Genomic DNA, 25,380 nt, shown 5'->3' with positions numbered 1-25,380 from the left:
GGTCCGGGACGGCCGGGGCGGCCTCGGGTGGCATGGCCGGCGGAGTCCGGTCCACCCGCGTCCGGTCCGACCGCGACTGGTCCGAGGCGACCGGTGCCGGCACCGGCCCGGTGCGGCCCGCCGCCGCGACGGACCGCGCGGCCGGCCGGTCCGGGATCGCCCGCGACGGCGGCGGCGTCGGTGCGGCGGGCTCGGGCCACGACGCGGGCGCCTCCACCGGCACGTCGGCGGGCAGGTCCGGGAACGCGGCCTCGAACGGTTGCGGGGCGCGGAGCCGGACCAGCGGCTCCCGGCCGGTGGCCCGCTGCGCCATCCGGGCGAAGAAGCCGCTCACGCCGCCCGCCCCGCGGCGAGGGCCAGGTACGCGCGCCGCCGCCCGGCCGGCAGGGCGAGGATGTCGGCCTCGGCCCAGCCGTACGCGGTGGCGAGGGTGGCCACCTCGGCCAGCACCGCCGGGGCGCGTGCCGCCACCCGCTCCCAGAGCAGCTCGGCCACGTCCAGCGCGGCGACCACGGTCTCCCCGCAGCCGGGGCAGCGGGTTCGCAGCAGCACGGCCGCCGCCCCGGCCAGTTCCTCGGCGGCGGCGTCGACGGCCCGGCGCTGGTCGGCGGTCAGCTCGCCCGGGGTCACGGGCCGGTCGGCGGCGTCCCGGACGCAGCGGGCGAGCAGGGTGCCGAGCGGGTCGTCGGACCGCCCGGCGGCCAGCAGGTCCCGGGTGGTGGGGGCGCGGACCCGCAGGGTGCCGTCGGCGACCGTCCCGGTGTCCCCGGCGGGCAGCGCGGCGACCGGGTCCAGCGGCAGCGACACGTCGAGAGCCTCGCCGCAGCCGCAGGTGAGCACGGCGTCGACCGGGTCGCCGAAGGTGTCGGCGTGCAGCCGGGCGGCGAGCGCGGCGGCCATCCCGACCGGCAGGTCCAGGGCGGCGTCGAGGTCGGGCAGGAGCCCGGCGCCGTACAGCAGCACCGGGCCGCGGGCGGCCGGCGGGGCGGTCGCGGCGGCCTCCCAGACCGCCAGCAGCCGGCCGGGGTCGTCCAGCGCGGTCATGGCCGTCAGGGTTCGACGAAGGACGGCTCGGCGGGCTCGGCCACCGTGTAGTCGCGTTCCCAGCCCTCGTTCTCCAGCTTGATGCTCTGGATGGCCACCGCGTTGGCGTTGGCGTCCAGTTCAGGCAGCGCGACCCATTCGGACACCCAGCACCGGTAGACCTTGTACGCGATGACCAGCTGCCCGGCCTCGTTGTACATCTCGATGATGATGTCCTTGCGGAAGTCCGCGAGGGAGGTCTCCGCGCCCAGCCCGGAGCCGTAGTTCCACACCTTGTTGGCCCACTGCTCGAAGTCCGGGTCGTGGGTGACGCCGCGCTCCAGCACGATCGCGTCGTACTCGGTGCGCCCCGGGGACTTGCGGCTGCTGCTCGGGTCGCCGCCGTGCCGGTGGGTGACCACCTCGGTGCTCCGCTTCAGCGTGCCGATCTTGCTGATCCCGGCGACGTATCGCCCGTCCCACTTCGCCCGGAACTTGAAGTTCTTGTACGGGTCGAAGCGCTGCGCGTTGACCGTGAACTCGGCCATGCCCGCCCCTCCTAGGTCGCCGCGGCCGCGGTCCGCTGCTGGATGCCGATCACCACGAACTCGGCCGGTTTGACGGCCGCGAAGCCGACCAGGATGTTCAGCACCCCCCGGTCGATGTCGTACTGCGTGGTGGTCTCGCTGTCGCACTTGACGAAGTACGCCTCCCGCGGGGTGCGGCCCTGGAAGGCGCCCTGCCGGAACAGGTCCTGGAGGAACCCGCCGATCGAGGCGCGCACCTGCGCCCACAGCGGCTCGTCGTTGGGCTCGAACACCACCCACTGGGTGGCGCGGACCAGCGTCTCCTCCAGGAAGAGCGCCAGCCGCCGCACCGGCACGTACCGGTACTCGTCGGCGAGCACGTCCGCGCCGCGCAGCGTCCGCGCGCCCCAGACCAGCGTGCCGGTGGCCCGGAAGGTGCGCAGGCAGTTCACCGCGTACGGGTTGAGGTTGCCGTTCTCGCCGTCGGTCAGGGCGAGCGCCGGCCCGGTCACCCCCGCGAGGGCGGCCTCCACCCCGGCGGGCGCCTTCCACACCCCGCGCGCCGCGTCGGTGCGGGCCATCACCCCGGCGACCGCGCCGCAGGGCGCGAACTCGCGGACCGCGCCGTCGCGCAGCGGGTCGGGCCGGCGTACCCGGGGGAAGTAGAGGGCGCCGTTGCGCCCGTTGGCGGTCAGCCCGCGGGCGCCGAGCCAGGCCCGGACCGTGTCGGCGGTCTCGGTGGGCGGCGGGTCGACCAGCAGGAAGGCCCGCTGGCGTACGCAGAAGTCGAGCGCGTCGGCCCACACGGTGTCGTCGAGGGCCTGGTCGGGCACCGACGGTGGCAGGCAGAGCAGGGTGAACAGGTCGGCGTCGCGCAGCGCGTAGATGCCCTGCTTGGTGCCCTCCAGAGCGCCGCCGTCGGTGTACTCGGCGGCGGTCAGGTGGGTGCCGTCGACGCCGGTGGCCGCCGGGTCGGCGGTGTCCACGTCGTAGCCGCCCGCGTCCGGCCGGCCGGTGCCGGGCAGCGCCGGCGACGTGCCGACCCGGACCAGCCGGGACGCGGCCAGCACGGTGTCCACCCGGCGTGGTCCGTCCACCAGGGTCACGTTCGGGTACGTCTCGACCAGCACCGGGTTCTCCGCTGGCCCCTCCCGGACGGTCAGGTGGAACAGCTCGTCGGCGTCCACCCCCTGCTGGTCGGCGACGGTGGTGGCCTCCTCGCCGGTCGCGTGCGTGACCTCGGCGTGCAGCCCGTTGCCCCAGCCGCCCGGACCGACCGCTTCGAGGGTGAGCGCCCCGTTGAGGTCGAGCTGCGCGCTGGTCGCGTCCCGGGCCAGCCGGACGATAACCGCCTGGTTGCCGCCGTTGAGGTAGAAGTCGCGCACGGCGTAGCCGAGGCCGCTGTCCCGCCACAGGCCGCCGAAGGTGCGTTCGAACTCCGCGTACGAGGAGATGGCCACCGGCACGTCGACCGGCCCGCGCAGCGCCCGCCCGACGAACGCGGCCACGGCCGTGGCGACGCCGGTGATGGTGCGACTGCCGCCGGGTATCTCCTGGATGTAGACCCCGGGGTGGCTGAGCGTTGCCGCCATGACGACTCCTCGACTCCACGGGCGTGCCGTACGCCGCTGGCGCGACTGTGCCGCCCGCCCGTCACCGCGCCGTCACCCGGCCGTGTCGATCCGGAGAGGGGATGAGCGAGATCGTCACGGACGACATGTCGTTCCTGGTGGACTCGGTGACCGCATGCAGCGGTGATGGACGGGTACGGGTCCACTTTGTTCGACGACAGGTGGAAGCTGGGCGCAGCCGAGGAATGCCCGGCAGCTCCTCCCGGCTCGACCTGCGGGCCGCCGGCCACGCGGCCCGGCCAGCGTGACGTCGTGGCAGGCCCGCGAAGCCCGCCCCGGGGGGCTGTTGTCGCCGGCGGGGGCGCCGCGCCGCCGGGCCTAGGCTGACGGCGTGGGTGGCCCACGACGCGGTGGGTCCGGAGAGGAGCGACGACAGCCATGACCGTACTGCCGGCGTCGCCGTCGCAGCAGCCGCCCAGCGACCCGGGCGGCAACAGGGCCATGTCGTTCGCCCTGGTCTTCCTGGTCGCGCTGCTGGTGGCCAGCTGGACGGGGTTCATCGTCTGGCTCAGCACCCACCAGCTGGCCGACGCCATCCTCCGTGCCGGTATGGCCTTCGCCGGCGCCGTCGGGCTCAGCCTCGCGGTCTGGACGGCGTACCGGCAGAAGTGACGATCGGACGGCCCCGGGTCTCTGCCCTGGGGCCTTCCGGCCGCTGTCCTGGTGACGCGGTGGACGACGGGCCGGTGACGGGCGGGCGGCAGGCTGGGCCGGCCCGCGCACCACACCCCTGCCCCGGAGGCCCTCCCGTGACAACGCCTGACCCCGACCGCGGTGGGGTGGTGGTCGTCCGGGTGTGGTTCGAGGACCGGCCGGACGAGCTCGGCTTCCGCGCCCTGGTGACGAGCTGCGTCGACCTGGCCGGCGGCCGGCCGGAGAGCCGGGCGGTGACCTCGCCGGACGCGGTCGTCGAGGTGGTGCGCAGCCGACTGGTGGACATCCTCGCCGGGCACCGACCGCGGTGACGCCCACCGCCCGACCCAGGGAAGGCACATGACCGAGAAGATCAACTGGAGTCTCCAGGTCCGCGTGGCCCACGGGCCGCAGATCGCGGCCACCGGCGTCGTCGACGTCGAGGCGTACGACAAGGTCTCGGTGGAGATCGCGGCCGGCGAGAGCCAGCAGGTGGACCTGGTGCCCGCCGGCACCGAGCGGGTGGGCATGGTGCTGATCGTGCCGGCGACGCCCAGCGCCGACCTGTCGTACGAGATCGACGGCACGGCGATCGCGCTCGACGGCGCGCACGCCTTCCTCGGCGCCGGGGCGGCCCGGCTGCTCGGCGCGGACCCGGCGAGCCTCACCTTCACCAACGACACGGCCGAACCGGCCCGGCTGGACATCCTGGTCGGCCGGGACGTCACCCCGTGAGGGCCGCCGCGATGTGACGCCGGGGTGACGCAGCGCGTTCTACCCTGCCGGGGCAGGCCCGCGCCGCAGGGGAGGTCCCGGATGACCGCCGACTTCGTCGACGCCCTCGTCGCCGACCAGCCGGCCGGGGCCGGTCCGGTGCTGCGGTTGCTGGGTGACGTCCGGGTCAGCCACGGATCCCGCTGGTACGACGTGCCGGAGGGCAGCAAGCGGCTGCTGGTCTACGTCGCCCTGCACCGCCGCCGCCTCGACCGGGGCCACGCCGCCGCCACCCTCTGGCCGGACGCCCCGGACGCGCGCGCGGCCGGCAACCTTCGCTCGGCGCTGTGGCGGCTCAACCAGGCACACGTCGGGCTGATCGGGGTGGACCGGCACCACCTGGCGTTCCGGCCCGGCGTGCTGGTCGACATCGACCTGGTCACCGCGTGGGCCGGCCGGCTGATCGCGGGCCGCCCGGCCGGCGCCGACCTGACCGCGTTGCCCACCGGCGGCGTCCTGTTCGACCTGCTCCCCGGCTGGTACGACGACTGGGTGCTCACCGAACGGGAGCGCGTCCGCCAGCGGGTGCTGCACGGCATGGAGGCGATGAGCCGGCGCCTGGTCGGCGCGGGCCGCTGCGCCGAGGCCGTCGAGGTGGCGCTGACCGCCGCCGGGGCGGAGCCGCTGCGGGAGAGCGCCCAGCGGGTGCTGCTGGAGGCGCACCTGGCCGAGGGGAACTGGGTGGAGGGCCGGCGTGGCCTGGACATCTACCGCCGGCTGCTGGCCCGGGAGCTGGACATGGAGCCCGATCCGCGGCTGGCCGAACTGCTCGACGCCTACCCGCGGGCCCGGCCGGCGGCCACCGCCGACCGGGAGCGCGCCTCCTCGATCAGCGCCATGAGCTGAGCCGAGGGGCGCACCCCCAGCTGCTCGGCGAGCAACCGGACCACCAGGTCGGCGTGGCGCAGCGCGTCGCTGACGTTGCCGTCCGCCAGCATCGCGGTGAGCACCAGCCGGTGGCCGCTCTCGCGCAGCGCGTCGGCGGCGACCGCCTCCAGCGCCCAGCCCAGCCCGGCGGCCGGGTCGCCGGCCCGGATCGCCGCCCCGGCGGCGTCCTCCAGGGCCCGCAGGGCCCGGTGCCGCAGCAGTTCCCGGTGCATCAGCACCCAGTCGTCGTACCAGCCGGGGAGCAGGTCGGGGCAGCCGTCGGCGGCGTGCCGGCGCAGGAACGCCGGGTCGATCGGGCCCCGGCCGGTGAGGCAGCGGGTGTCGACCGCCACCCCGGCGGCCAGGGCCAGCGTGCCGGTGGAGTCGGTGAGCAGCCCGGGCGCGGCCTTGCGCAGCCGCCACAGCGCCGTCCGCAGGTCCGCCGACGCCCGTTCCTCCGGCTTGCTCGCCCACATCGACCAGGCGGTGCGGGCCCGGTCCGACGCGCCGCGCACGGCCAGGAAGGCCACCAGCCGCTGCGCGGTCGCCGGCAGGGCGACCGGCTCGCCGTCCCGGTCCAGCGCGAAGCCGCCGAGCAGCCTCAGCCGCCAGCCGGCCCGTTGCGGGGGTACGGCCTCCGGCGCGGTTCCCGTGGTGATCCACACGTCGGCGCTCCGCTCTTCGTCCAGGGTGTGTGCGGAGGGTCACCTCTCGAATACCGCAGCCGGCCGGTCCCCGGGAACGGGCCTGTCGGTGGCCGGACATCCCGTTCGTCCGCCCGGCCCGGCGGCCGGTTCCGATCGGCGGCGGGGACCGGCCGAACGGCTGCCGCCGCGACGGTGCGTCCCGGCGCGGTGTCCGGTACGGCAAAGCCGTTGGCGAACCGCACGGGCTGGCCTATGGTGGGCCGATGTACCCGGCCGGGCTGCTGTCCGCGACCGCCGTCACCGCGGCGGCGTTCCCTGCTGCCCACCGCCGGCGTCCGGAAGCCGTGCCCGCCCGTCCGGCGGGCGCCCGTTCCGTCGCGCCCATCCACGGCCTCCCGAGCCCGATCCCCACGGACCGTGGCCCACCCGGATCCCGTTCATCCGTGTACGGCCACCAGGGCGAAGCCATCCGGCTTCGGCCCTTTTCCTTTTTCCTGGAAGGGGATCCCAGATGGGCACCGACCTGCACGACGACCGGCTCACCCGGTTGCGGGCCACGCTGACCGACGACTTCGCGGCGCAGACCGCCCGGTTGACCGAACTCACCGCCGACACCGGCGACCCCGGCGAGGCGCACACCCGGGCCGCGCTGATCGCGGCCACCCGGCAGAGCCTGGGGCAGATCGGCGACGCGCTGCGCCGGATGGCGGACGGCGGCTACGGCCGCTGCGAGCGGTGCGCCGGGCCGATCCCGGTGGAGCGGCTGGAGGCACTGCCGCACGCCACCTTCTGCGTGCCCTGCCAGCAGAAGCACGGCTGACCCGGTGGGCGCCGGGCCGTCACCGCACGGCCCGGCGCCCGAGCCAGTCCAGCAGGACCCGCTCGTAATCCGGGCTGACGCCGGCCAGGTCATCGCGTCCACCGAGGGTGGGCGCGTGGTCGCAGCCGGCCAGCCGGGCCACGGTCAGCTCCGCGTCGCGTGCGGCGCGCCGCCACACCGCCAGACTCTGCTCGATGGGCGTCCAGCCGTCGGTCTCGCCGTAGCAGAGCAGGACCGGGCCGGACACCTTCGCGAGGACCGGTTCCGGGTCGAAGTCCATGTCCGCCCAGCTGCCCGGCCCGTCGGGCAACTCTCGGGGCAGGTGGACCAGCGGAAACCAGGGCCGCCGCACCGCGACGTCCAGCTCCGCCTGGGCCGTCGCCCGGGGCACGTCGCCGCGCAGGAACCCCTCCGCCACACCGCGCAGCCGGTCCAGCTCGGCGATGTCGACCTCGCCGTACCCGTGCCGACGCAACTGCTCGGCGGTGCCGTACCGCATCTGCGCGGCGGGACTGACCCCGCTGCAGCCGACCAGCACGAGGAAGTCGACCGGGTGCCGGGTGGCGGTGAGCGTCGCTGCCCAGGCTCCCTGGCTGAATCCCCACAGCCCGACCGGAACGTCCGCTACCTGCCCCCGCAGCACGTCCAGGGCCGCCGCCGCGTCGTCGGCCTGCGCGGCCAGCGGCACGTCGTGACCGTCCGCCCGAGGACGCCGGTCGTAGCGCAGCACCGCGATCCCGGCCGGCGGCAGCAGCCGGGCCAGGTGCTCGTACAGGAAGTACGACCGCCGGTCGGCGTGCGAGCCGTGCAGCACCACCAGGCCGCCGCGGGCCGTCCCGGCGGGCACGTCCAGGGTGGCGGGCAGTTCGAGCTCACCGACGCGCAGCTCCATGCCGGCAGTCAAGCACGCCGCGCCGGGTCCCGGCTGCCCTGCCGGTCCTCCCTCGTCCGCCGGGCTGCGTAGGCTGGCTCGGTGACCCGTCGCGACCGTGGAGACCGCCGATGACCAGCCCGCACACCGTTCGGACCGCCCGTCGCGCCGACGTGGCCGCCCTCGTCGATCTGGTCGAGTCGGCCTACCGCGGGGAGCGGAGCCGGGCCGGCTGGACCACCGAGGCGGACCTGCTCGCCGGGCAGCGCACCGATCCGGACATGGTGGCCGAGGCGGTGTCGAGCCCGGGCGGGACGGTCCTGGTCGCCGAGGACGGCACGGGGATCGTCGCCTGCTGCCAGCTGGAGCGCCGCGACGACCACGTCTACTTCGGCATGTTCGCGGTCGCTCCGGGGCGGCAGGGCGGCGGGCTGGGCCGGGAGCTGCTGGCCGAGGCCGAGCGCTACGCGCGGGACGAGTGGCACACCGGCGAGATGCGGATGACCGTGATCACGCAGCGGGAGGACCTGATCGCCTGGTACGAGCGGCGCGGCTATGTCCGCACCGGCGAGCTGAGCCCGTTCCCGTACGGCGACAAGCGGTTCGGCGTGCCGCTGCGCCCGGATCTCGCGTTCGAGACCCTGCGCAAGAAGCTGGGCTGACCGACCGGGGCCGACGGGATCAGGCGCGGGGCGGCGCGTCGGCGAGTTCGGCGATCACCTCGGCGTGGCAGCGCTCCGGCACGCACCAGCACCCGAGCCGGCGCCCGCGCAGGTCGGGCAGCAGGGCGAGCAGGTCGGGCCGCCCGAGCAGGTACGCGCGGTACTTCTCGATCACCTCGTCCCGGGTGCCGTCCGGGCCGGGCCGGTACGGGCTGGACATCGGGGACTGCGGGAGCCGCCAGCCGCCGCGGGACATGGCCCGCCCGACGTAGACCACGTCGGCGTACGCCGGGTCGTCCCGGTGCCCCTTCAGGTTGACGACGGTGGTTGCGCCCATGGCTCTCAGCTCCTCGCGTTCGTGCCCGTGGCGTCAGTCTGGCGGTCAGCCGCCGGGCACGGGCGCCGGGCCGGTGGAGTCGCGGACGATCAGCGTGTGGCCGGTGGGGCGGCGGCGCGGCCGGGTCGACCTCGGCTTCAGCGCGAGGGTCAGCGCCATCCGCCCCATGTCGGTCATCGGCAGCCGGACGGTGGTCAGGCTGGGCGCCAGGTCGGCGGCGACCGACACGTCGTCGAAGCCGACCACCGACACGCGGTCGGGCACCGGGATGCGCCGGGACCGCAGCACGGAGAGCACGCCGATCGCCATCGCGTCGTTGAGCGCGATGATCGCCGTGCTCTCCGGGTGGTAGTGCAGGATCCGCTCGGTGGCCACCCGGCCGCCGTCGCGGGTGAAGTCGGAGTGGACGACGGCCAGGTCGTCGGGGGAGTGCCCGTGCGCGGCGAGCGCGGCGGTCACCCCGGCGAGCCGGTCGGCCACGGTGGTGAGGCCCGGGGTGCCGGCGGCGACGGCGATCCGCCGGTGGCCGAGGGCCAGCAGGTGGGCGCCGATGGCCCGGCCGCCGGCCTCGTTGTCCGGCACCACCGCGTCGACGCCCAGGGCGTGCCGCCCGATGACGGCGACCCGTCCGCCGGCCCGCTGGAAGCCGGCGAGTTCGGCGCGTGCCTCGGCCTCCACGCGCGGGTCGTCGTAGCCGGACCCGGCGATGAGGATGATCCCGACCTGCTGGGCGATGAGATGCCGCAACTGGCGCAGCTCGTTCTCCGGGTCGCGTCCGGAGTGGGCGATCTGGACCAGCAGGCCCTCCTCGGCGGCGACCTGGAGGACGCCGCTGGCGATCTCGGAGAAGTACGGGTCGTCGATCTGGTGCACGATCAGGCCCACAGTGGAGCTGGCCCCACCGGCGAGGGTGCGGGCGTACGGGTTGGCGACGTAGCCGAGTTCCCGGGAGACCTGCCGGACGTGCCGGGCCACCTCCTCGCTGACGCCCTCCCGCCCGGCGAGGGCGCGGGAGGCGGTCGCCAGCGAGACGCCGGCGCGTTCCGCCACGTCGACGAGACGCAACCGTGGTCCGGGTCGGGGCATGGGCAACTCCTGGCAGGCATTGATCCGCGCCGCGCTCTTGCGTGTGGCGTAGGGCACAGCCTAGGGTACGAAAGCGCTTACGTAAGCGCTTTCGTAGGCGCGGCGCCTTCACCGTCCTGTCCCGACCGGCCGCCAACTGGACTTTTCCCGGGCACCGATCCACGCCCGGCACGCAAGCGCTTTCGTCACCGCACCACCGCACCGACGAAGGGAGCACCTCCCCATGAGAAGACCTCGACGCGTCGCCGTCGCGGCCACCGCCGTGCTGGCGCTGGCGCTGACCGCGGCGGCGAACCCGGCGCGGGCGGACCGCCCCGGGCCGCACGACGTCCACCCCGCACTCTGGTCGCACCTGGTCGCCTTCTACGACTTCGACCACCCGGTGGCCGGCGACCCCGCGCTCGAGCGGGACCTGGGCCGGTCCGGCACCGAGATCGAGCTGGTCAACGGCGGCGCGGGCATGCGGGTGCCCGACCAGGCGTACAAGGGCAGCGGCGACGCGTTGCAGACCCGGCAGGTCAACCCGCAGGCCGCCGGCAACGACGACTGGAAGGCCGGCATCTGGTCGTCCAGCGGCGTCCGGACGCTGCGCGCGTTCAGCGGCGCCGAGGGCACCACGGTGATGGGCTGGTTCAAGCGCGAGATGGACGGCCCCGCGCTGAACTCCACCACCGCCAACCCGACCGACCGGTTCAACGCCATCGGGCTGGCCGGCGTGCTGACCGGAGACTCGGACGGGCACGGGGTGCGGGCGTTGCTGGAGCTCATCGACGTCGGTGGCGAGCTGCGCCTGGTCGCCCTCGGCCGCCGCGTCGACGGCGGGGCCTCGCAGACCTTCGCCGCGAACGAGGACTGGCGGACCCTGCTGCCGAAGGGGGAGTGGGTGCACCTGGCCGCCACCTACGACTTCACCACCGGCACCATGGCGCTCTACCGCAACGGCGAGCCGGTCGACGGCTTCTACACCACCGCGGGCGACCCGTGGCAGCTCAACGGGCCCGGCCCGCACGTCACCAGCGCCACCGACCCGCGCGGCATCAAGATCGGCGGGAGCTTCCCGCAGAACACCCTGGAACGCAACCCGTGCGACTGCCGCATGGACGGCCTCATGTTCCTCGACAGCGTGATCCCGGCGGGCGACATCGCCAGGCAGTACCGCTACATGGCCCGCTGACCGTCCCTCGGACCGTCCCACCGAGAAGGAGAACCCGCGTGTTCATTCGCGCTGGCAGCACCGGCAGGCTCCGCAGAGCCGCACTCACCGCCGGGGTCACTGCCACCACCCTCGTCCTGTCCACCCTGGTTGCCGCGCCCGCCCGGGCCGCCGGCGCCGTCTACGACCCGATCCCCGAGTCGCAGATCCAGTCCCGGCTGGGACTGGTGCTCGAGGAGTACGCCAGCTTCCCGCAGTCCACCCCGAACCCGGCCCCGGTCGACCAGCGGCTGGTGCGCAAGGCCCGGATCAACACGATCAACGAGCTGCCCGACGGCTCCGGCCGCCGATCCGTGCCGGACCTCAACGGCAACCTCTACCTCGTGGAGAACGGGGTGCCGCACGTCTACCTGGACGTGGCGGCCACCTTCGCCCCGCAGTTCTTCTCCGGCCGCGGCCTCGGGCAGGGCTTCGGGTACGTCGCCTTCCACCCGGACTTCGGGCGCAACGGCCGGTTCTACACCATCCACACCGAGCAGGCCTCCCTCGCCACCCGGCAGCCGGACTACGCCCAGCCGAACACCATCTACCAGGCCGTGATCACCGAGTGGACGGCCACCGACCCGGCCGCCGACACGTTCGCCGGCACCCACCGGGAGGTGTTGCGGATCGGCTTCGGCGGCCAGATCCACGGCGTCCAGGAAATCAACTTCAACCCGACCGCGAAGCCGCACGACCCCGACTACGGGATGCTCTACCTCGCCGTCGGCGACGGCGGCCAGGGCTACCGCAACGGCGACCCGCAGAACATGGGTCTGCCGCACGGCAAGCTGCTGCGCATCGACCCGCGCGGCACCGACGCGCCCAACGGCCGGTACGGCATCCCGGCCGACAACCCGTTCGTCGGGCGGGCCGGCGCGCTCGGTGAGATCTACGCGGTCGGCTTCCGCGACCCGCACCGGTTCAGCTGGGACCGGGCCACCGGACGGATGTACCTGGGGCACATCGGCGAGCACGCCGTCGAGTCGATCTACGAGGTCCGGGCCGGGGACAACTTCGGCTGGAGCGAGCGCGAGGGCAACTGGGTCTTCGACAAGACCGCGACCAACCCGTGCGACAAGCTGTACCCGCTGCCCGCCGACGACGCGAAGTACGGCTACACCTACCCGGTGGCCGCGTACGACCACGACCCGGCGGCCGGCTGGAACTGCACCTCCGACGTCGGCGTCGCGGTGGCCGGCGGCTTCGTCTACCGCGGGCACACCGTGCCCGCCCTGATCGGCAAGTACGTCTTCGGTGACCTGGTCGACGGCCGCGTCCTCTACACCGAAGCGAACGAGATGCGCCGCGGCGAAGGGCTCGCCCCGATCCACCGGTTCGCCCTGTACACCACCGCGGGGGACCTGGTACGCATGCAGGACCTGTCCGGCCCGGGCGCGCCCGGCGACCCGAACCGGGTCGACCTGCGCTTCGGCACCGACGCCGCCGGCGAGCTCTACATCCTCGCCAAGGCCAACGGGAAGGTCTGGAAGGTGGTCGGCACGAGGACCGTGGCGGAGGGCGACGTGGGCAGGACCAAGGTGGTCCACACCGGGGGCGCGCAGAACTGGACGCCGGTCACCCCGTCGAAGTGGCAGTTCGAGGGCGACCAGGTGATCCTCGCCGAGGCCGGCGTGAGCCGCCCCGGCCCGCGCCGGCCGTTCGAGTACGCCATCCTCAACAAGGGCCCGGCCTTCTCGTCGGTCCAGATCGACGCCCGGGTACGCCTCGACACGCCGGTCGAGGTGACCAACCGGGACGTGATCATCGTGTTCGGCTGGCAGTCGGACACGCAGTACTACTACGCGCACCTGTCCACCGACAACACGATCTACCCGCACAACGGCATCTTCAAGGTCAACAACGCCGACCGGGAACGGATCGACCACCAGTGGAACGGGCGCTCCCGGGGCGCCAACCCGGCGATCACCGACGCCGACTGGCACAAGGTGCGGGTCGTGCACCTGCCCGCCACCGGCGAGATCGCCGTCTACGTCGACGGGCACAAGAACCCGCTGCTGACCGCGAAGGACACCACCTTCACCTCCGGTCGGGTCGGCTTCGGCTCGTTCGACAACGTCGGCCGTACCCGCCTGTTCACCGTGACCGGTACGCCGGCGGCCTGACGACCGTCTCGCCGGGGGACGGCGGCCACCGTGGCCGCCGTCCCACCGGCACCGGAGGCGCCACAACCGAAACGGGTCCCGGGCCACTCTTAGTGTTGTGGGGAGGCCGGGTTGCGCGATGAACGAGAGTACGTCGAATACGTCCAGGCACGGATGCCGTGGCTGCGACGGCTGGCGTACCGGCTGTGCGGGCAGTGGTCGGCTGCCGACGACCTGGTGCAGGAGTGCCTCGTCGCGCTGTACCGGCACTGGCGGAAGGCGGCGGCCGCGGACTCGCTCGACGCCTACGTCCGGGCGATGCTGGTCCACGCCTACCTGGCCGAACGGGAGCGGTCCTGGACCCGCCGGGTCCGGCTCGTGGCCGACGGGATCGCGTCGGCGGCGACGCCGCTGGCCGGCGCCGAGCACCGGGTCGACCTGCTGGCAGCCCTGACGAGGCTGTCCCGCGGGCAGCGCGCGGTGCTGGTCCTGCGGTACTGGGAGGATCTCGACGTCGCGCAGACCGCGGCGGCGCTGGGCTGCTTGACCGGGACCGTCAAGAGCCAGACCGCGTACGCCATCGCGGCGCTGCGCCGCCTGCTGCCGAACTACGTGCCGGGAGGGGCGGACGCGCCATGAGAGACCTGTTCGCCACCCTGCCGGACGATCCGCCGCCGATGCCGCCGGGCTACCTGGACACCGTGCTCACCCGGGGCCGCCGCGCGGTGCGCCGCCACCGGATCGGCGCGGCCGCGGTGTGGGCGGCCGTCGTGCTCGTTCTGGCCGGCCTGGTGGTGCCCGGCGTGGCGCTGCCCGCCCGGCCGGCGACCCCGGCGGCGAAGCCGGGCCTGCCGGATCGCTTCGCCGGGTACTCGCTGCTCACCAGCACCGTCACGGCGGCTCCGCCCGGCCGGGCGATCGCCCTCTACGGGTACGGCAACGGCGAGACGGTCAACATGTTCCAGTCGCTGGTGGTCGGGGCCGACGGGGACACGTACCGGCGGGTCGACGCCATGGAGGAGCGGGACCGCCCGTCGGCCCTGCTCGCACCGGACGGCACCCGCGTGCTGCTCGGCGACGATCGTGGCGCCACCGGCGACCTGATCCTCGTCGACCTGACCACCGGCAACCGCCGGTCGATCCCGATCGGCGGTCCGGTCGGCGTGCGGCTGCTGGCCTGGTCCCCCGACGGCCGCCACGTCGCGTACAGCGCCGCGCCCCTCACCGGTACGGGGGAGTTCGGCACCGTCAACGTCGTCGAGGCGGAGGTGGCCCGCAACGGCACGCTGCGGCTGCTCGACCTGGAGACCGGGCGCAGCACCGAGGTGCCGGCGATCCGGCCGGCCTGGACGGCGGCGTTCGCGCCGGACAGTCGCCGGCTCGCCGTGCAGGTCGGCCAGACCGCCCAGCTCATCGACCTGGCCGGCCGCGTGCACGGCAGCGTCCCGATCGCGAGCGGCCGCGAGCTGGCCGCCGGTGTCGGCTGGTCACCGGACGGCACGTTCCTCGCCACGGTGCCCTGGCTCTCGGACGGGCCTTCCGGCAGCGACACCGGGCACGCCACCTTCCTGTGGAAGGTCGGCGACGTCCAGTTCGTACCCCTCACCGGTGCCGGCGCACCGCCGCCGCCGGTCGCGGACGTCACGCGACTGCTCGGCTGGCGCTCGGCGGGCACCGTGCTCGTCGCGACCCTCGACGCCGACGGTCACGCCTCGCTGGTCGAGGTGCGACTCGGTGCCGGCGCCCGCCGGACCCTGTCCCGCTTCGACACCGGCCGGACCTGCGAGTGGGGAACCCAGAGCTGCCAGCTCTTCGACCTGCACCTCGCCACCGGACTGCTGCCCGAGCTGAGCGTCCGCCACTCCGGCCGCCCGCAACGCGGCCCTTGGCCGATGCCTTTGACCGCCGTCCTCGGCGTCGTGGTCCTCGGGGCCGCGTTCCTGCTGTGGCGCCGGCAACGTCCGCCGACGCCGCTCCGGCAGCACCACATGGAATAGTCTTCCGGCGCGCCCTGGACCACCGCCGCGCTGCGCGCCCATCCGGCGCTGCGTGCCGCCGTCATCCCACCGACCGACGCGCTACGGACGGTCTGACGCCGCACCCGGTCGGTCCCGGCAGCCCGAGACACCCCGCCTCCCCAGGGGCGAGCGAGGATGTGGGCATGGAGTTCTTCTGCTACCACCGCGACCGCCACGGCTCCCTGCCACTGCGCCAGGAGCTGCTGGAGGCGCACTGGTCCTACATGGACCGGTACGCGGCGGAGATGATCGCCCGCGGCCCGACCTTCGCCGCCGACGGCGACACGCCCACCGGCAGCGTGCACATCCTCGACCTGCCCGACCCCGCCGCCGCCCGGGCGTTCGCCTTCGACGAGCCCAACTACCAGGCCGGCGCCTACCGGGACGTGCTCCTGCGCCGGTGGCGCAACACGTTGGGACGCACCATGTGGGATTTCCCCGGGGGCCGGACGGGCGGCAACCGGTACCTGGTGCTCGGCCTCGGCGCGGGCCCGGCCGCCGACCTCGCGGCGCCGCGCGACCGGCACGAGCTCATCGCGTACGGGCCACTGCTCTCCGACGACGGCGCCACGTGGCTGGGCACGGCGGCGCTGCTCAGGGCGGCGGATCCGGACGAGGCGTGGGCTGTCCTGACGGCGGACCGGTACGCCGAGATCGAGGTGCACGACTGGGCGTTCGGCGGGCGGCCGTCCTGAGCTGTCGACTCACTCCGCCGGAAGTCGGCCGGCCAGGACGGCACCGGCCTCGGTCAGCCACCGCGCCGGCTCGGAGAGCGCCGCGTCGACCGACCCGGCGAGGTCCACCAGCGACACCGCCGCCGACACCGACGCCGGCACGGGGCCGGCGACCTGTCCGGCCGCCACGGCGGCGCGTACACCGGCGGACGCGGCCGAGTGCAGCAGCGAGCCGACAACCTTGCCGGCCAGCGAGGTCTCGTCGAACCGCCCCTCGCCGGTGAGCACCACGTCCGCCCCGGCGAGCGCCTCCGCCAGCCCGAGCAGCTCGGCGATGGCCGTCGCGCCCGGCACGATCCTCGCCCCCCACAGGGCGGCCAGACCGTACGCGGTGCCGCCCGCCGCGCCGGCTCCCGGCTCGTCGGGATCGCCGCCGGCCAGCCCGGCGAACCGGCGCAGCGCGGCGTCCAGCAGCGTCAAATCCGCCGGTTCCGCGCCCTTCTGCGGCCCGTAGACGGCGGCGGCGCCGGCCGGTCCGGTCAGCGGCGCGGTCACGTCGACCAGCAGCCGCACGCCGCCGGGCGGCGCGGGGAGCAGGTAGGTGGCGTCGAGGTGGGCCAGGTCGGCCAGGGCCGCACCGCCCAGCGGCAGGTCCGCGCCGAGGTCGTCCTGCAGCCGCAGCCCGAGTGCGCGCAGCGCACCGGCGCCGCCGTCGGTGGAGGCGGAGCCGCCGAGGCCGATCACGAGGCGGGTGGCCCCGGTGTCGAGGGCGGCCCGCGCCATCACGCCCAGCCCGTAGGTGTGCGCGCCGAGCGGGTCCGGCCGGCGCATCAGGGGCAGGCCGCTGGACTGGGCCAGCTCCAGCACAGCCGTCCCGTCCGGTAGCAGCAGCCAGGCCGCGGACACCGGCCGGCCGTCCGGCCCCGGCACGGCCGCGGTTCGCCGGTCGGCGTCGGGCCGGGCGGCGGCGAAGGCGTCGACAGTGCCCTCACCGCCGTCCGCGAGGGGGAGCAGCCGTACGTCGTCACGGGGCCGGTGGGCCAGCCAGCCGCGGGCCAGGGCCCGGGCCGCGTCACCGGCGGCGACGGAGCCCTTGAACGAGTCGGGCGCGACGACGACGCGCATCAGTCGGCGAGCACGAGCCGCACGTAGCGGTCCTTCATGGTCGCGAGGACCTCGTCGGGGTCGGTCGCCCACACCTCGGCGTTGAAGATCTCCACCTCGGTGTCGCCGGTGTAGCCGGCCTCCTCGACCGCGCGCCGGAACGGCGGGAAGTCGATGTGCCCGTCGCCCATCATGCCCCGGCCGAGCAGCACGTCGGCCGGGAGCGGGGTGAGGAAGTCGCAGACCTGGAAGCTGGCGATGCGGTCCCCGGCCCGGGCGATCTGCCGCCACACGTCCGGGTCCCACCAGAGGTGGAAGGTGTCGACGACGACTCCCACCTGCGTGACCGGGAACGGTTCGGCCAGGTCGAGCGCCTGCCCGAGGGTGGACAGCACGGCCCGGTCGGCGCAGTACATCGGGTGCAGCGGCTCCAGGGCCAGCCGGACGCCCCGCTCACCCGCGTAGGGGGCCAGCTCGGCGAGGGCGTCGGCCACCCGCTGCCGGGCGCCGATCAGGTCGCGGGAGCCGGGCGGCAGGCCGCCGACGACCATGACCAGGCAGTCCGTGCCCAGGCCGGCCGCCTCGTCGATGGCCCGCCGGTTGTCCTCCAGCGCGGCCCGGCCGGCCTCGCCGCCGGCGGTGAGGAAGCCGCCGCGGCACAGCGACGACACCCGCAGGCCCGCGTCGGCGACGAGCTTCGCGGCGGCGGCCACCCCGATCTCAGCCACCGGCTCGCGCCACAGCCCGATCGCCGGGATGCCGGCGCGGACGCAGCCCTCGACGGCTTCCCGCACCGACCAGGACTCGGTGGTCCGCTGGTTGAGCGACAGCTTCGCCAGGCGTGGGTCGACCGTGTTCACGCGGTCACCCCGGCGACGGACAGGTAGCGCCGCATCCGGGCGACGGCCAGGTCCGGGTCGAGCAGCAGCCCGGCGGCGTCGGCGAGCTGGAACACCTGCACGAGGTGCGGCACGCTGCGCCCGCTGTGCAGCCCGCCCACCATGGTGAAGCCGGGCTGGAAGCCGTTGAGCCAGGACAGGAAGGCGATGCCGGTCTTGTAGTACTGCGTCGGCGGGGCGAAGACGTGCCGCGACAGCGGCACGGTGGGGTCCAGGATCTCCCGGAAGCCGGCCACGTCGCCGGCGTCGAGGCGTTGCAGCGCCGCCGACGCGGCCGGCGCGACGGCTGCGAACGCGCCGAGCAGCGCGTGGCTGAACCGCCGGCCGTCGCCGGCGATCAGCTCGGGGTAGTGGTAGTCGTCGCCGGTGTAGACCTTCACGGTGGGCGGCAGCAGCTCGCGCAGCCGCACCTCCCGCTCGGCGTCGAGCAGCGACACCTTCACCCCGTCGATGAGGTCGGCGTGCGCCTGGACCAGCGACACGAAGGTCTTGGTGGCCTCGTCGAGGTCCGTCGCGCCCCAGTAGCCGGCCAGTGCCGGGTCGAACATGTCGCCGAGCCAGTGCAGCACCACCGGCGTGGACGTCTCGCGCAGCACCTGCTCGTAGACGCGCAGGTAGTCGTCCGGCCCGGTGGCCAGCGCGGCGAGCTGCCGGCTGGCCATCACCACCGGGGTCGCTCCGCACTCCTGCACGAAGGCGACCTGCTCGGCGTACGCGCCGACGACCTCGTCGAGGGTGTCGGGCAGCCCGGCGAGCTGGTCGGTGGCCGCCCCGGCGACGATGCGCCCGCCGCAGGCGGCGGCCTCGGCGGCGCTGCGGCGGATCAGTTCCCGGGTGGCCGCCCAGTCCAGCCCCATGCCGCGCTGGGCGGTGTCCATCGCCTCGGCCACGCCGAGCCCCCAGGACCACAGGTTGCGCCGCACGTTCAGGGTGGCGTCCCAGTCCAGCCGGGCGGGCCGGCCGGGCGCGTTGTCGGCGTGCGGGTCGGCGACCACGTGCGCCGCCGCGTACGCGATCCGGCTGGCCGGCGGCGTGGCCGGCCGCCGCCAGCCGGCGGGCTCGCGCAGAGTCAGCTCCTCGGCGCCGCCGTCCGCGCGCGGCAGGGTGATCCGGGCGGTCACAGCCCGATCTCCTCGATCTCGACCCGCCGCCCCTCCCGCGCCGAGAGCAGCCCGGCCTCGGCGAGCTGGACCCCGCGGGCGCCGGCCAGGAAATCCCACGGGAACGGCTCGTCGTCCACGACGTGCCGCAGGAACGCCTCCCACTGCACCTTGAACCCGTTGTCGAAGTCGTCGTTGTCGGGGACGGTCTGCCACTGGGCGCGGAAGTTCTCGGTGACCGGGAGGTCCGGGTTCCACACCGGCATCGGGGTGGCGCCCCGGTGCTGGATGCGGCACTCGCGCAGCCCGGCCACGGCGCTGCCGTGCGTGCCGTCGACCTGGAACTCGACCAGCTCGTCCCGGTAGACCCGGACCGCCCAGGAGGAGTTGATCTGCGCGGTGATCCCGCCGGCCAGCTCGAAGATGCCGTACGCGGCGTCGTCCGCGGTGGCCCGGTAGGTCTGGCCGGTCTCGTCCACCCGCTCGGGGATGTGCGTGGCGATGTGCGCGGTCACGGCGGTCACTGGCGCGAAGATCTGCTCCAGCACGTAGTGCCAGTGCGGGAACATGTCCACGGTGATGCCGCCGCCGTCCTCGGCGCGGTAGTTCCAGCTCGGCCGCTGGGCGTCCTGCCAGTCACCCTCGAACACCCAGTAGCCGAACTCGCCGCGCACCGACAGGATCCGGCCGAAGAAGCCGCTGTCGACAAGCCGCTTGAGCTTGCGCAGGCCGGGCAGGAAGAGCTTGTCCTGCACAACGCCGTTCTTGACGCCCTTGGCGGCGGCGAGGCGGGCCAGCTCCAGCGAGCCGGTCAGCCCCTCGGCGAGCGGCTTCTCGGTGTAGATGTGCTTGCCGGCCTCGATGGCCGCGCGGATGGCCTTCTCCCGCTGCGCGGTCACCTGGGCGTCGAAGTAGATCTGGTGGGAGTCGTCGGCGAGCGCGGCGTCCAGGTCGGTCGTGTACGACGTCAGCCCGTGCCGGGCGGCGATCTCGGCGAGCTTGGCCTCGTTGCGGCCGACCAGGGTCAGCTCGGGCCAGATGCGGCTGCCGTCGCGGGCGGGCAGGCCGCCCTGCTCGCGGATGGCGAGCAGGGATCGGACCAGGTGCTGCCGGTACCCCATCCGTCCGGTCACCCCGTTGAGGATGATCCCGATAGACGTGCGCTCCACGTGTGTGTCCTTCCAGTGGTTATTCGGCGGTCGTCGTCGCACCCAGCAGGTCCCGGATGCGTCCCGTGGCACGGGCGAACTCCGGCGCCGACATCGTCTGGCCGTAGTCCCGCTCGACGGGGAGGTCGACGTCGATGACCTCGGCGACGGTGCCGGGTCGAGGGGTCATGACGATCACCCGGTTGGCCAGGTAGACCGCCTCCGCGATGGAGTGCGTGACCAGCAGGACGGTGGTGCCGGTCTCCCGCCAGATCCGCCGCAGCTCGACGTTCATCTGCTCGCGGGTGAGGGCGTCGAGCGCTCCGAACGGCTCGTCCATGAGCAGCACCGGGGGGCGGTGCAGCAGCGCGCGGCACAGGGCCACGCGCTGCTGCATGCCACCGGACAGCTCGTTCGGGTACGCGTCCTCGAAGCCGGTCAGCCCGGTCATCGCGATCAGCTCGTCGGCGCGCTGGCGGGCCTGCGCCTTGGGCATGCCCCGCATCTCGGCTTGGAGCAGGATGTTGCGCCGGGCCGTGCGCCACTCCAGCAGGGCGGCGCGCTGGAAGACGTACCCGATGTCGCGCCGTGGCCCCCGCACGTCCTCGCCGTGCAGGCGGACCTCGCCCGACGACGGCCGCAGCAGGCCGGACACCAGCTTGAGCAGCGTGGACTTGCCGCAGCCGGAGGCGCCGACGATGGCGACGAACTCGCCCGGCTCGATCCGCAGCGAGACGTCGCGCAGCGCGGTGACGTCCTTCTTCTTGGTGCGGAACCGGACCGCGACCTGGTCGATGTCGACCGCGGCGCCGGTCGCGGTGGCGTCCGCGGAACGCTGCGTGGTGGTGTTGCCGACCGTCATCGGTCTCATCCCTTCGGCGCGAAGCTCGCGTCCCAGTACTTCGACGGCGACTCCGCCTTGGTGATCACGCCGGCGTCGGCGAAGACGGTGATGGTCTTCTGCCAGTCGGACTCGTCGTTGATGCCGGGAGCCTGGCCCTTGGTGGCGTCGGTGTGCAGGAGCTGGAGCGTGGCGTTGAACTGCTCGGTGAGCACCTTCTCCGACGGCAGCTGCTGGGACGCGCCCTGCATGGCCGCCACGGCGCCGGCGGGGTCCTTCTCGGCGGCGGCCCAGGCCTCGCTGCTGGCCGCGACCATCCGCTTGACCAGGTCCTGCTTGTTCTTGATGGTGTCGCCGGAGGCGAGCAGGCCGTTGCTGTAGAAGGTCAAGCCGTGCTCGGCGAACTTCAGGTAGGAGACCTGCTTGCCGGCCTTCTCCTGCATGGTCGGGCCCTGGTCGGTGGCGAAGCCGAGCAGCGCGTCGGTCTTGCCCGACATGACGGCGGCCATCTTGCCGGCCGGGTCGGTGTTCTGCAGGGTCACGTCGCTGGCGGCGAGACCGTTGGCCTTGAGGAACGCCGGGAAGGTCTTGCTCAGCGCGTCGCCGGCCGTGGAGGCGATGGTCTTGCCCTTGAGGTCGGCGGGAGAGGCGATGTTCTTGTCGCTGAAGAACTGCACCGACGAGGGGGTGGTCTGCAGGAAGACGCCGACGCTCTTGACGTCCATGCCCTGGCCGACCCCGGAGAGCAGGGCCGGGGTGTCGGCCCAGCCGAAGTCCGTCTGCCCGGCGGCGGTGGCCTGGATCGTCTTCTGCGAGCCCTGCCCGGCCTGGATGGTCAGGTCGATGCCGTGCTTGGCGAAGATCTCCTGCTTCTTGCCGTAGTAGAACGGCGCGTGCTCGCCGTAGGGGTACCAGTTGAGGGTCAGGGTGACCTTGTCCAGGCCCTGGGCGTTCTTCTCCTGCTCGCCGGAGGACGAGCCGCAGGCGGTGGTGGCCAGAAGGAGCGCCGGCACGAGCGCGGCGGCGAGAGTACGCAACTTCATCCGAGAGGTCTCCTGTTCACATCGTTGTGGTGGCGGCGTCGGTGCGGCGGCTGGCGTGCCAGGGCAGGACGAGGTACTCCAGCAGTTCGACGACGACGAAGAGGATCACGCCGAGCAGCGACATGATGATCAGCCCGGCGAACAGGGTCGGGGTGTCGAGGTTGCCGTTGGCCTGCAGGATCACGTAGCCAAGGCCCTCGTTGGCGCCGACGAACTCACCGACGACAGCGCCGGTGACAGCCATGGTGGCGGCGACCTTGAGGCCGGCGAACAGGTGCGGCAGGGCGGCGGGGAACCGGATCTTGCGGAACGTCTGGGCCGGGCCCGCACCCATGGTCGCCGACAGTTGCAGCATCTCCGGGTCGATCGACTTCAGGCCGGTGACCGTGGAGATGACGATCGGGAAGAAGGCCATCAGGACCGCGACGACGACCTTCGGCGAGAGCCCGAAGCCGAGCCACACGATGAACAGCGGCGCGATCGCGATCTTCGGGATGACCTGGGCGAACAGCAGCAGCGGGTAGAGGCTCTTCTCGACGGTGGGCGAGTAGACCATGACCACGGCGGAGAGCACGCCGACCACGATGGCGATGGCGAAGCCCAGCACCGTCTCGTACGTGGTGATCCAGGTGTGGTGGGCGAAGTAGCCCGGCTGGGCGAGGACGACGTCCAGCGTCGTGCCGGGTGAGGGGACCAGGTAGGGCTTCACCAACTCGGCGGCGGTGACCATCCACCACACGATCAGGATGGCCACGAGGACCGCGGCGGGGCGCCAGGTGTTCCGGGCGAACCGGAGCAGGCCGACGCCCGCCCCGCCCGGGCGGCGGGTGGCCGACGCGGTGGCGCCGGCGGGAGCGGTGCGCTCCGGTTGCTCGATGGTGCTCTGCGCGGCCATGACCCTCCGTTCTCCCTGGCTGGCCGGTGGTTTCCGGGTACTCAGCCGCTGGGTAGGCGCGTGCCGTCGGCAGGGCCGGACGACCCCGGTGAGGGCGGGGGAGCGGCCCTGAATGCGCTTTCAGTAAGCGCTTTCAGGATGCTACGGTAACCACGCCGAAATAATCCGGTCAAGAACTTCCGCAGGGGGAAACTCGATGCAGCCACGGGCGCACGTGACCTTGGAAGACGTGGCCAGAGCCGCCGACGTCTCGCTGGCCACCGCCTCCCGGGCCCTCAACGGCATGCGCGTCACCCCGCAACTGCGCGACCGGGTTCTCGCGGCCGCCGAGAAGCTGGCATACACGCCGAACGCGCACGCCCGGGCCCTCGCCGGCGCCTCCCACCGCACCGTCGGCGTCATCTGCCACGACGTCACCGACCCCTACTTCGCCGCGGTCGCCGGCGGCGTCATGCGGGTGGCCGGCGACAACGACCTGCTGGTCATGCTGGCCAGCACCTTCCGCGACCCCGAACGGGAGATCGCGTACGTGTCGATGCTGCGCGCCGAGCGGGCCCCGGCCATCCTGCTGATCGGCTCCGGTTTCGAGGACGCCCGCTGGGAGCGGGCCCTGGAGGCCGAGCTGAAGCCCTACCTGGACGGTGGCGGCCGGGTCGCGGTGGTCAGCCGGCACCGCAGCCTGAAGGTCGACAGCGTCCTGCCGGAGAACCGGGCCGGCGCCGCCGCCATGGCCCGCACCCTGCTCGACCTCGGCCACCGCCGGTTCGCCGTGCTCTCCGGACCGCGGGCGCTCACCACCGTCGCCGACCGGCTCGGCGGCTTCCGCGACGAGCTGGCCAAGGCCGGTGTGCCGCTCGACCCGGCCGACGTCGTCGAGGCCCCCTTCACCCGCGACGGCGGCTACAGCGCCATGTCCGAGCTGCTGGCCCGGCGGTCGGCGGCCACCTGCGTGTTCGCCCTGACCGACGTGATGGCCATCGGCGCCTGCGCGGCGCTGCGCGACCACGGCCTGTCGATCCCGAACGACATCTCGGTCGCCGGCTTCGACGACATCCCCATCGTCCGCGACCTCACCCCGCCGCTGACCACCGTGGCGCTGCCGCTGCAGCGGCTCGGCGAGAAGGCGATGGAGCTCGCGCTGACCGAGAACACCGGACGGCGGCGCCGGCTGCTGCGGATGGGCGGCGAGGTGGTCGTCCGGGCCAGCACCGCCAAACTGGTCTGACGGAGGTTGCCTCGTGATACCGCCCGCCACCGCCCTGTCCGGGCTGACCATCGACGCCGTCGACACGTTCGCCGTCGCGCTGCCCACCGTGCGCTCCTTCGGAGTCTCCGGCGGGTCCGTCACGGTCGCGGGCACACCCAGCATCCGGGTCCTGGTGAAGGTCACCGCCGGCGGCGTCACCGGCTGGGGTGAGGCCACTCCGATCCCCGCCTGGACCTACGAGACCGCCGAATCCATCGTCACCACCATCGACCGGTACCTCGCCCCGGCCGTGCTCGGCCGCCCCGCCTGGGACCTCGACGGCGTCACCACCGCCTTCGACCGCGCGATCAACCGCGGCTTCACCATCGGCTCACCCCTCGCGAAGTGTGCTGTCGACGTCGCGCTGCACGACCTGCTCGGCCGCGCGCTCGGCGTGCCGGTGGGCGTGCTGTGGGGGCAGCGGCGCCGGGACACCATCCAGCTCGGCTGGATCGTCTCCGGTCAGACCGCCGACGAGGTCGCCGATGCGGTGGCCGAGGGCAGCGACCTCGGCTACCGGGCGTTCAAGGTGAAGGTCGGCCTGCACACCGAGGCCGAGGACGCCGCCGTGGTCCGGGCGGTCCGAGAGGCCGCACCCGACGCCGCCCTGTGGGTCGACGCCAACCAGGCCTACACGGTCGACGGCGCGCTGCGGATGGCCCGCCGGCTCGCCGACCTCGACGTCACCGCGTTCGAACAGCCGCTGCCGGCCAACGACGTCGCCGGGCAGCGCCGGCTGCGGGAGACCTCACCGATCCCGGTCGCGCTCGACGAGAGCCTGCGCCACCCGAGCGACCTGGCGACGTTCGTGAAGCTCAACGCCGTCGACGTGGCGATCGCCAAGGTCCAGCGCAGCGGCGGCCTGACCCTGTCCCGGCGGCTCTGCGCCCTGGCCGAGGACGCCGGGGTGCGGCTGATGGGGTCGGGGCTGACGGATTCCGACCTGGGGCTGGCCGCGTCGCTGCACCTGTTCGCCGCGTACGGCATCGACACGCCGGTCGACCTCAACGGGCGGCAGTTCCTCACCTCGCCGTACGCCACGGGCGCGACGGTCGAGGTGAAGGACGGGGTCGCGCGGGTGCCGACCGGGCCGGGACTGGGCGTCGAGGTGGACGAGTCGGTGGTGCGGGAACTCGCCGTGGACGTGCTCGCCCCGTAGCGGCGACGGGTCGGCCGGCGATTGGCCGGCGCCGGTTCCGGGTACAGCCCGCGTCGCCGCTGCCCACCCCGCCGACCC

General features: G+C 73.9%; 28 protein-coding genes and 1 pseudogene. 14 read left to right on the top strand and 15 right to left on the bottom strand.

Going from position 1 to position 25,380, the window contains the following annotated elements:
• The 4 genes and pseudogenes from ACW0Q9_RS00935 to ACW0Q9_RS00920 all read right to left on the bottom strand — a co-directional run.
• Window positions 1-334, bottom strand: a pseudogene (locus tag ACW0Q9_RS00935) (hypothetical protein); the annotation flags it as partial.
• Window positions 331-1,044 carry a hypothetical protein gene (locus ACW0Q9_RS00930; RefSeq protein ID WP_456177701.1) on the bottom strand — a complete coding sequence of 238 codons (714 nt, stop codon included), beginning with the start codon at window positions 1,042-1,044 and terminating at the stop codon, window positions 331-333. The gene ACW0Q9_RS00930 and the pseudogene ACW0Q9_RS00935, both read right to left, overlap by 4 nt.
• A gap of 5 nt (window positions 1,045-1,049) precedes the next feature.
• A complete protein-coding gene (locus ACW0Q9_RS00925; protein WP_091261579.1) occupies window positions 1,050-1,571 on the bottom strand; it encodes a phage tail protein in 522 nt (173 codons plus the stop codon).
• 11 nt (window positions 1,572-1,582) lie between these two features.
• Window positions 1,583-3,142 (bottom strand): phage tail sheath family protein, encoded by a 1,560-nt coding sequence (locus tag ACW0Q9_RS00920; RefSeq protein ID WP_456177699.1) that lies wholly within the window; start codon window positions 3,140-3,142, stop codon window positions 1,583-1,585.
• Between the two features lie 101 nt (window positions 3,143-3,243).
• Between ACW0Q9_RS00920 and ACW0Q9_RS00915 the strand changes: the two genes are divergently transcribed.
• The 5 genes from ACW0Q9_RS00915 (at window position 3,244) to ACW0Q9_RS00895 (ending at window position 5,434) form a co-directional block, all read left to right on the top strand.
• Window positions 3,244-3,429 carry a hypothetical protein gene (locus tag ACW0Q9_RS00915; RefSeq protein WP_456177697.1) on the top strand — a complete coding sequence of 62 codons (186 nt, stop codon included), beginning with the start codon at window positions 3,244-3,246 and terminating at the stop codon, window positions 3,427-3,429.
• Between the two features lie 130 nt (window positions 3,430-3,559).
• Complete coding sequence (locus tag ACW0Q9_RS00910; protein WP_456177695.1) at window positions 3,560-3,793, top strand: hypothetical protein; 234 nt, start codon at window positions 3,560-3,562, stop codon at window positions 3,791-3,793.
• A 137-nt stretch (window positions 3,794-3,930) separates the two neighbouring features.
• Complete coding sequence (locus tag ACW0Q9_RS00905) at window positions 3,931-4,146, top strand: hypothetical protein (RefSeq protein WP_456177693.1); 216 nt, start codon at window positions 3,931-3,933, stop codon at window positions 4,144-4,146.
• 28 nt (window positions 4,147-4,174) lie between these two features.
• Window positions 4,175-4,549, top strand: a complete 375-nt coding sequence (locus ACW0Q9_RS00900; RefSeq protein WP_091308430.1) for a hypothetical protein — start codon at window positions 4,175-4,177, stop codon at window positions 4,547-4,549.
• 81 nt (window positions 4,550-4,630) lie between these two features.
• The gene (locus tag ACW0Q9_RS00895; protein WP_456177691.1) at window positions 4,631-5,434 is read left to right on the top strand and encodes an AfsR/SARP family transcriptional regulator; all 804 of its coding nucleotides are present in this window, start codon (window positions 4,631-4,633) and stop codon (window positions 5,432-5,434) included.
• On the opposite strand, the gene ACW0Q9_RS00890 is transcribed toward ACW0Q9_RS00895, so the two are convergent.
• On the bottom strand, window positions 5,365-6,120 hold the full coding sequence (locus ACW0Q9_RS00890; protein WP_456177689.1) for an AfsR/SARP family transcriptional regulator: 756 nt from the start codon (window positions 6,118-6,120) through the stop codon (window positions 5,365-5,367). The genes ACW0Q9_RS00895 and ACW0Q9_RS00890 overlap by 70 nt on opposite strands.
• A gap of 493 nt (window positions 6,121-6,613) precedes the next feature.
• Here ACW0Q9_RS00890 and ACW0Q9_RS00885 point away from each other — a divergent pair, with 493 nt between their 5' ends.
• On the top strand, window positions 6,614-6,922 hold the full coding sequence (locus ACW0Q9_RS00885; RefSeq protein ID WP_355640090.1) for a TraR/DksA family transcriptional regulator: 309 nt from the start codon (window positions 6,614-6,616) through the stop codon (window positions 6,920-6,922).
• Between the two features lie 19 nt (window positions 6,923-6,941).
• Here ACW0Q9_RS00885 and ACW0Q9_RS00880 read toward each other — a convergent pair whose 3' ends face one another.
• Window positions 6,942-7,814, bottom strand: coding sequence for an alpha/beta hydrolase family protein (locus tag ACW0Q9_RS00880; RefSeq protein ID WP_456177687.1), 873 nt, complete (start codon window positions 7,812-7,814; stop codon window positions 6,942-6,944).
• Window positions 7,815-7,924: 110 nt separating this feature from the next.
• On the opposite strand from ACW0Q9_RS00880, the gene ACW0Q9_RS00875 reads away from it, so the two are divergent.
• Window positions 7,925-8,455, top strand: coding sequence for a GNAT family N-acetyltransferase (locus tag ACW0Q9_RS00875; RefSeq protein WP_456177686.1), 531 nt, complete (start codon window positions 7,925-7,927; stop codon window positions 8,453-8,455).
• A 19-nt stretch (window positions 8,456-8,474) separates the two neighbouring features.
• Here the strand turns inward: ACW0Q9_RS00875 and ACW0Q9_RS00870 are convergent, their stop codons facing one another.
• On the bottom strand, window positions 8,475-8,792 hold the full coding sequence (locus ACW0Q9_RS00870; RefSeq protein ID WP_456177684.1) for a DUF4326 domain-containing protein: 318 nt from the start codon (window positions 8,790-8,792) through the stop codon (window positions 8,475-8,477).
• Window positions 8,793-8,837: 45 nt separating this feature from the next.
• Window positions 8,838-9,878, bottom strand: coding sequence for a LacI family DNA-binding transcriptional regulator (locus tag ACW0Q9_RS00865; protein ID WP_456177682.1), 1,041 nt, complete (start codon window positions 9,876-9,878; stop codon window positions 8,838-8,840).
• Window positions 9,879-10,101: 223 nt separating this feature from the next.
• Between ACW0Q9_RS00865 and ACW0Q9_RS00860 the strand changes: the two genes are divergently transcribed.
• The 5 genes from ACW0Q9_RS00860 (at window position 10,102) to ACW0Q9_RS00840 (ending at window position 15,888) form a co-directional block, all read left to right on the top strand.
• Window positions 10,102-11,052, top strand: a complete 951-nt coding sequence (locus ACW0Q9_RS00860; protein WP_456177680.1) for a LamG-like jellyroll fold domain-containing protein — start codon at window positions 10,102-10,104, stop codon at window positions 11,050-11,052.
• 38 nt (window positions 11,053-11,090) lie between these two features.
• Entirely contained in the window at window positions 11,091-13,196 is a 2,106-nt protein-coding gene (locus ACW0Q9_RS00855) for a PQQ-dependent sugar dehydrogenase (RefSeq protein ID WP_456177678.1), read from the top strand.
• Between the two features lie 111 nt (window positions 13,197-13,307).
• A complete protein-coding gene (locus tag ACW0Q9_RS00850; RefSeq protein ID WP_456177676.1) occupies window positions 13,308-13,814 on the top strand; it encodes a SigE family RNA polymerase sigma factor in 507 nt (168 codons plus the stop codon).
• Window positions 13,811-15,172, top strand: a complete 1,362-nt coding sequence (locus ACW0Q9_RS00845) for a hypothetical protein (protein ID WP_456177674.1) — start codon at window positions 13,811-13,813, stop codon at window positions 15,170-15,172. The genes ACW0Q9_RS00850 and ACW0Q9_RS00845 overlap by 4 nt, the downstream gene beginning before the upstream one ends.
• A 164-nt stretch (window positions 15,173-15,336) precedes the next feature.
• Window positions 15,337-15,888 (top strand): YciI family protein, encoded by a 552-nt coding sequence (locus tag ACW0Q9_RS00840; RefSeq protein WP_456177672.1) that lies wholly within the window; start codon window positions 15,337-15,339, stop codon window positions 15,886-15,888.
• Between the two features lie 9 nt (window positions 15,889-15,897).
• Here the strand turns inward: ACW0Q9_RS00840 and ACW0Q9_RS00835 are convergent, their stop codons facing one another.
• The 7 genes from ACW0Q9_RS00835 to ACW0Q9_RS00805 are packed head-to-tail and all read right to left on the bottom strand — an operon-like array spanning window position 15,898 to window position 22,897.
• Window positions 15,898-16,992 (bottom strand): glycerate kinase, encoded by a 1,095-nt coding sequence (locus tag ACW0Q9_RS00835; RefSeq protein WP_456177670.1) that lies wholly within the window; start codon window positions 16,990-16,992, stop codon window positions 15,898-15,900.
• Complete coding sequence (locus ACW0Q9_RS00830; RefSeq protein WP_456177668.1) at window positions 16,992-17,831, bottom strand: sugar phosphate isomerase/epimerase family protein; 840 nt, start codon at window positions 17,829-17,831, stop codon at window positions 16,992-16,994. Before ACW0Q9_RS00830 ends, ACW0Q9_RS00835 begins: the two co-directional genes overlap by 1 nt.
• The gene (locus ACW0Q9_RS00825; RefSeq protein WP_456177666.1) at window positions 17,828-18,991 is read right to left on the bottom strand and encodes a dihydrodipicolinate synthase family protein; all 1,164 of its coding nucleotides are present in this window, start codon (window positions 18,989-18,991) and stop codon (window positions 17,828-17,830) included. The genes ACW0Q9_RS00830 and ACW0Q9_RS00825 overlap by 4 nt, the downstream gene beginning before the upstream one ends.
• Window positions 18,988-20,139 carry a Gfo/Idh/MocA family protein gene (locus ACW0Q9_RS00820; protein ID WP_456177664.1) on the bottom strand — a complete coding sequence of 384 codons (1,152 nt, stop codon included), beginning with the start codon at window positions 20,137-20,139 and terminating at the stop codon, window positions 18,988-18,990. Before ACW0Q9_RS00820 ends, ACW0Q9_RS00825 begins: the two co-directional genes overlap by 4 nt.
• Before the next feature lie 19 nt (window positions 20,140-20,158).
• On the bottom strand, window positions 20,159-20,980 hold the full coding sequence (locus ACW0Q9_RS00815) for an ABC transporter ATP-binding protein (RefSeq protein ID WP_357343554.1): 822 nt from the start codon (window positions 20,978-20,980) through the stop codon (window positions 20,159-20,161).
• Between the two features lie 5 nt (window positions 20,981-20,985).
• Complete coding sequence (locus tag ACW0Q9_RS00810) at window positions 20,986-22,002, bottom strand: ABC transporter substrate-binding protein (RefSeq protein ID WP_456177662.1); 1,017 nt, start codon at window positions 22,000-22,002, stop codon at window positions 20,986-20,988.
• 16 nt (window positions 22,003-22,018) lie between these two features.
• Window positions 22,019-22,897, bottom strand: coding sequence for an ABC transporter permease (locus ACW0Q9_RS00805; RefSeq protein ID WP_456177661.1), 879 nt, complete (start codon window positions 22,895-22,897; stop codon window positions 22,019-22,021).
• A gap of 229 nt (window positions 22,898-23,126) precedes the next feature.
• Between ACW0Q9_RS00805 and ACW0Q9_RS00800 the strand changes: the two genes are divergently transcribed.
• Window positions 23,127-24,122 (top strand): LacI family DNA-binding transcriptional regulator, encoded by a 996-nt coding sequence (locus ACW0Q9_RS00800; RefSeq protein ID WP_456177660.1) that lies wholly within the window; start codon window positions 23,127-23,129, stop codon window positions 24,120-24,122.
• Between the two features lie 13 nt (window positions 24,123-24,135).
• Window positions 24,136-25,302: a mandelate racemase/muconate lactonizing enzyme family protein gene (locus ACW0Q9_RS00795; protein WP_456177658.1), complete on the top strand. Its 1,167-nt coding sequence runs from the start codon at window positions 24,136-24,138 to the stop codon at window positions 25,300-25,302.
• The last annotated feature ends 78 nt before the right edge of the window (window positions 25,303-25,380 follow it).

This window comes from Micromonospora sp. I033 (assembly GCF_053890995.1).
This window is presented reverse-complemented; position numbering and strand designations above follow the sequence as displayed.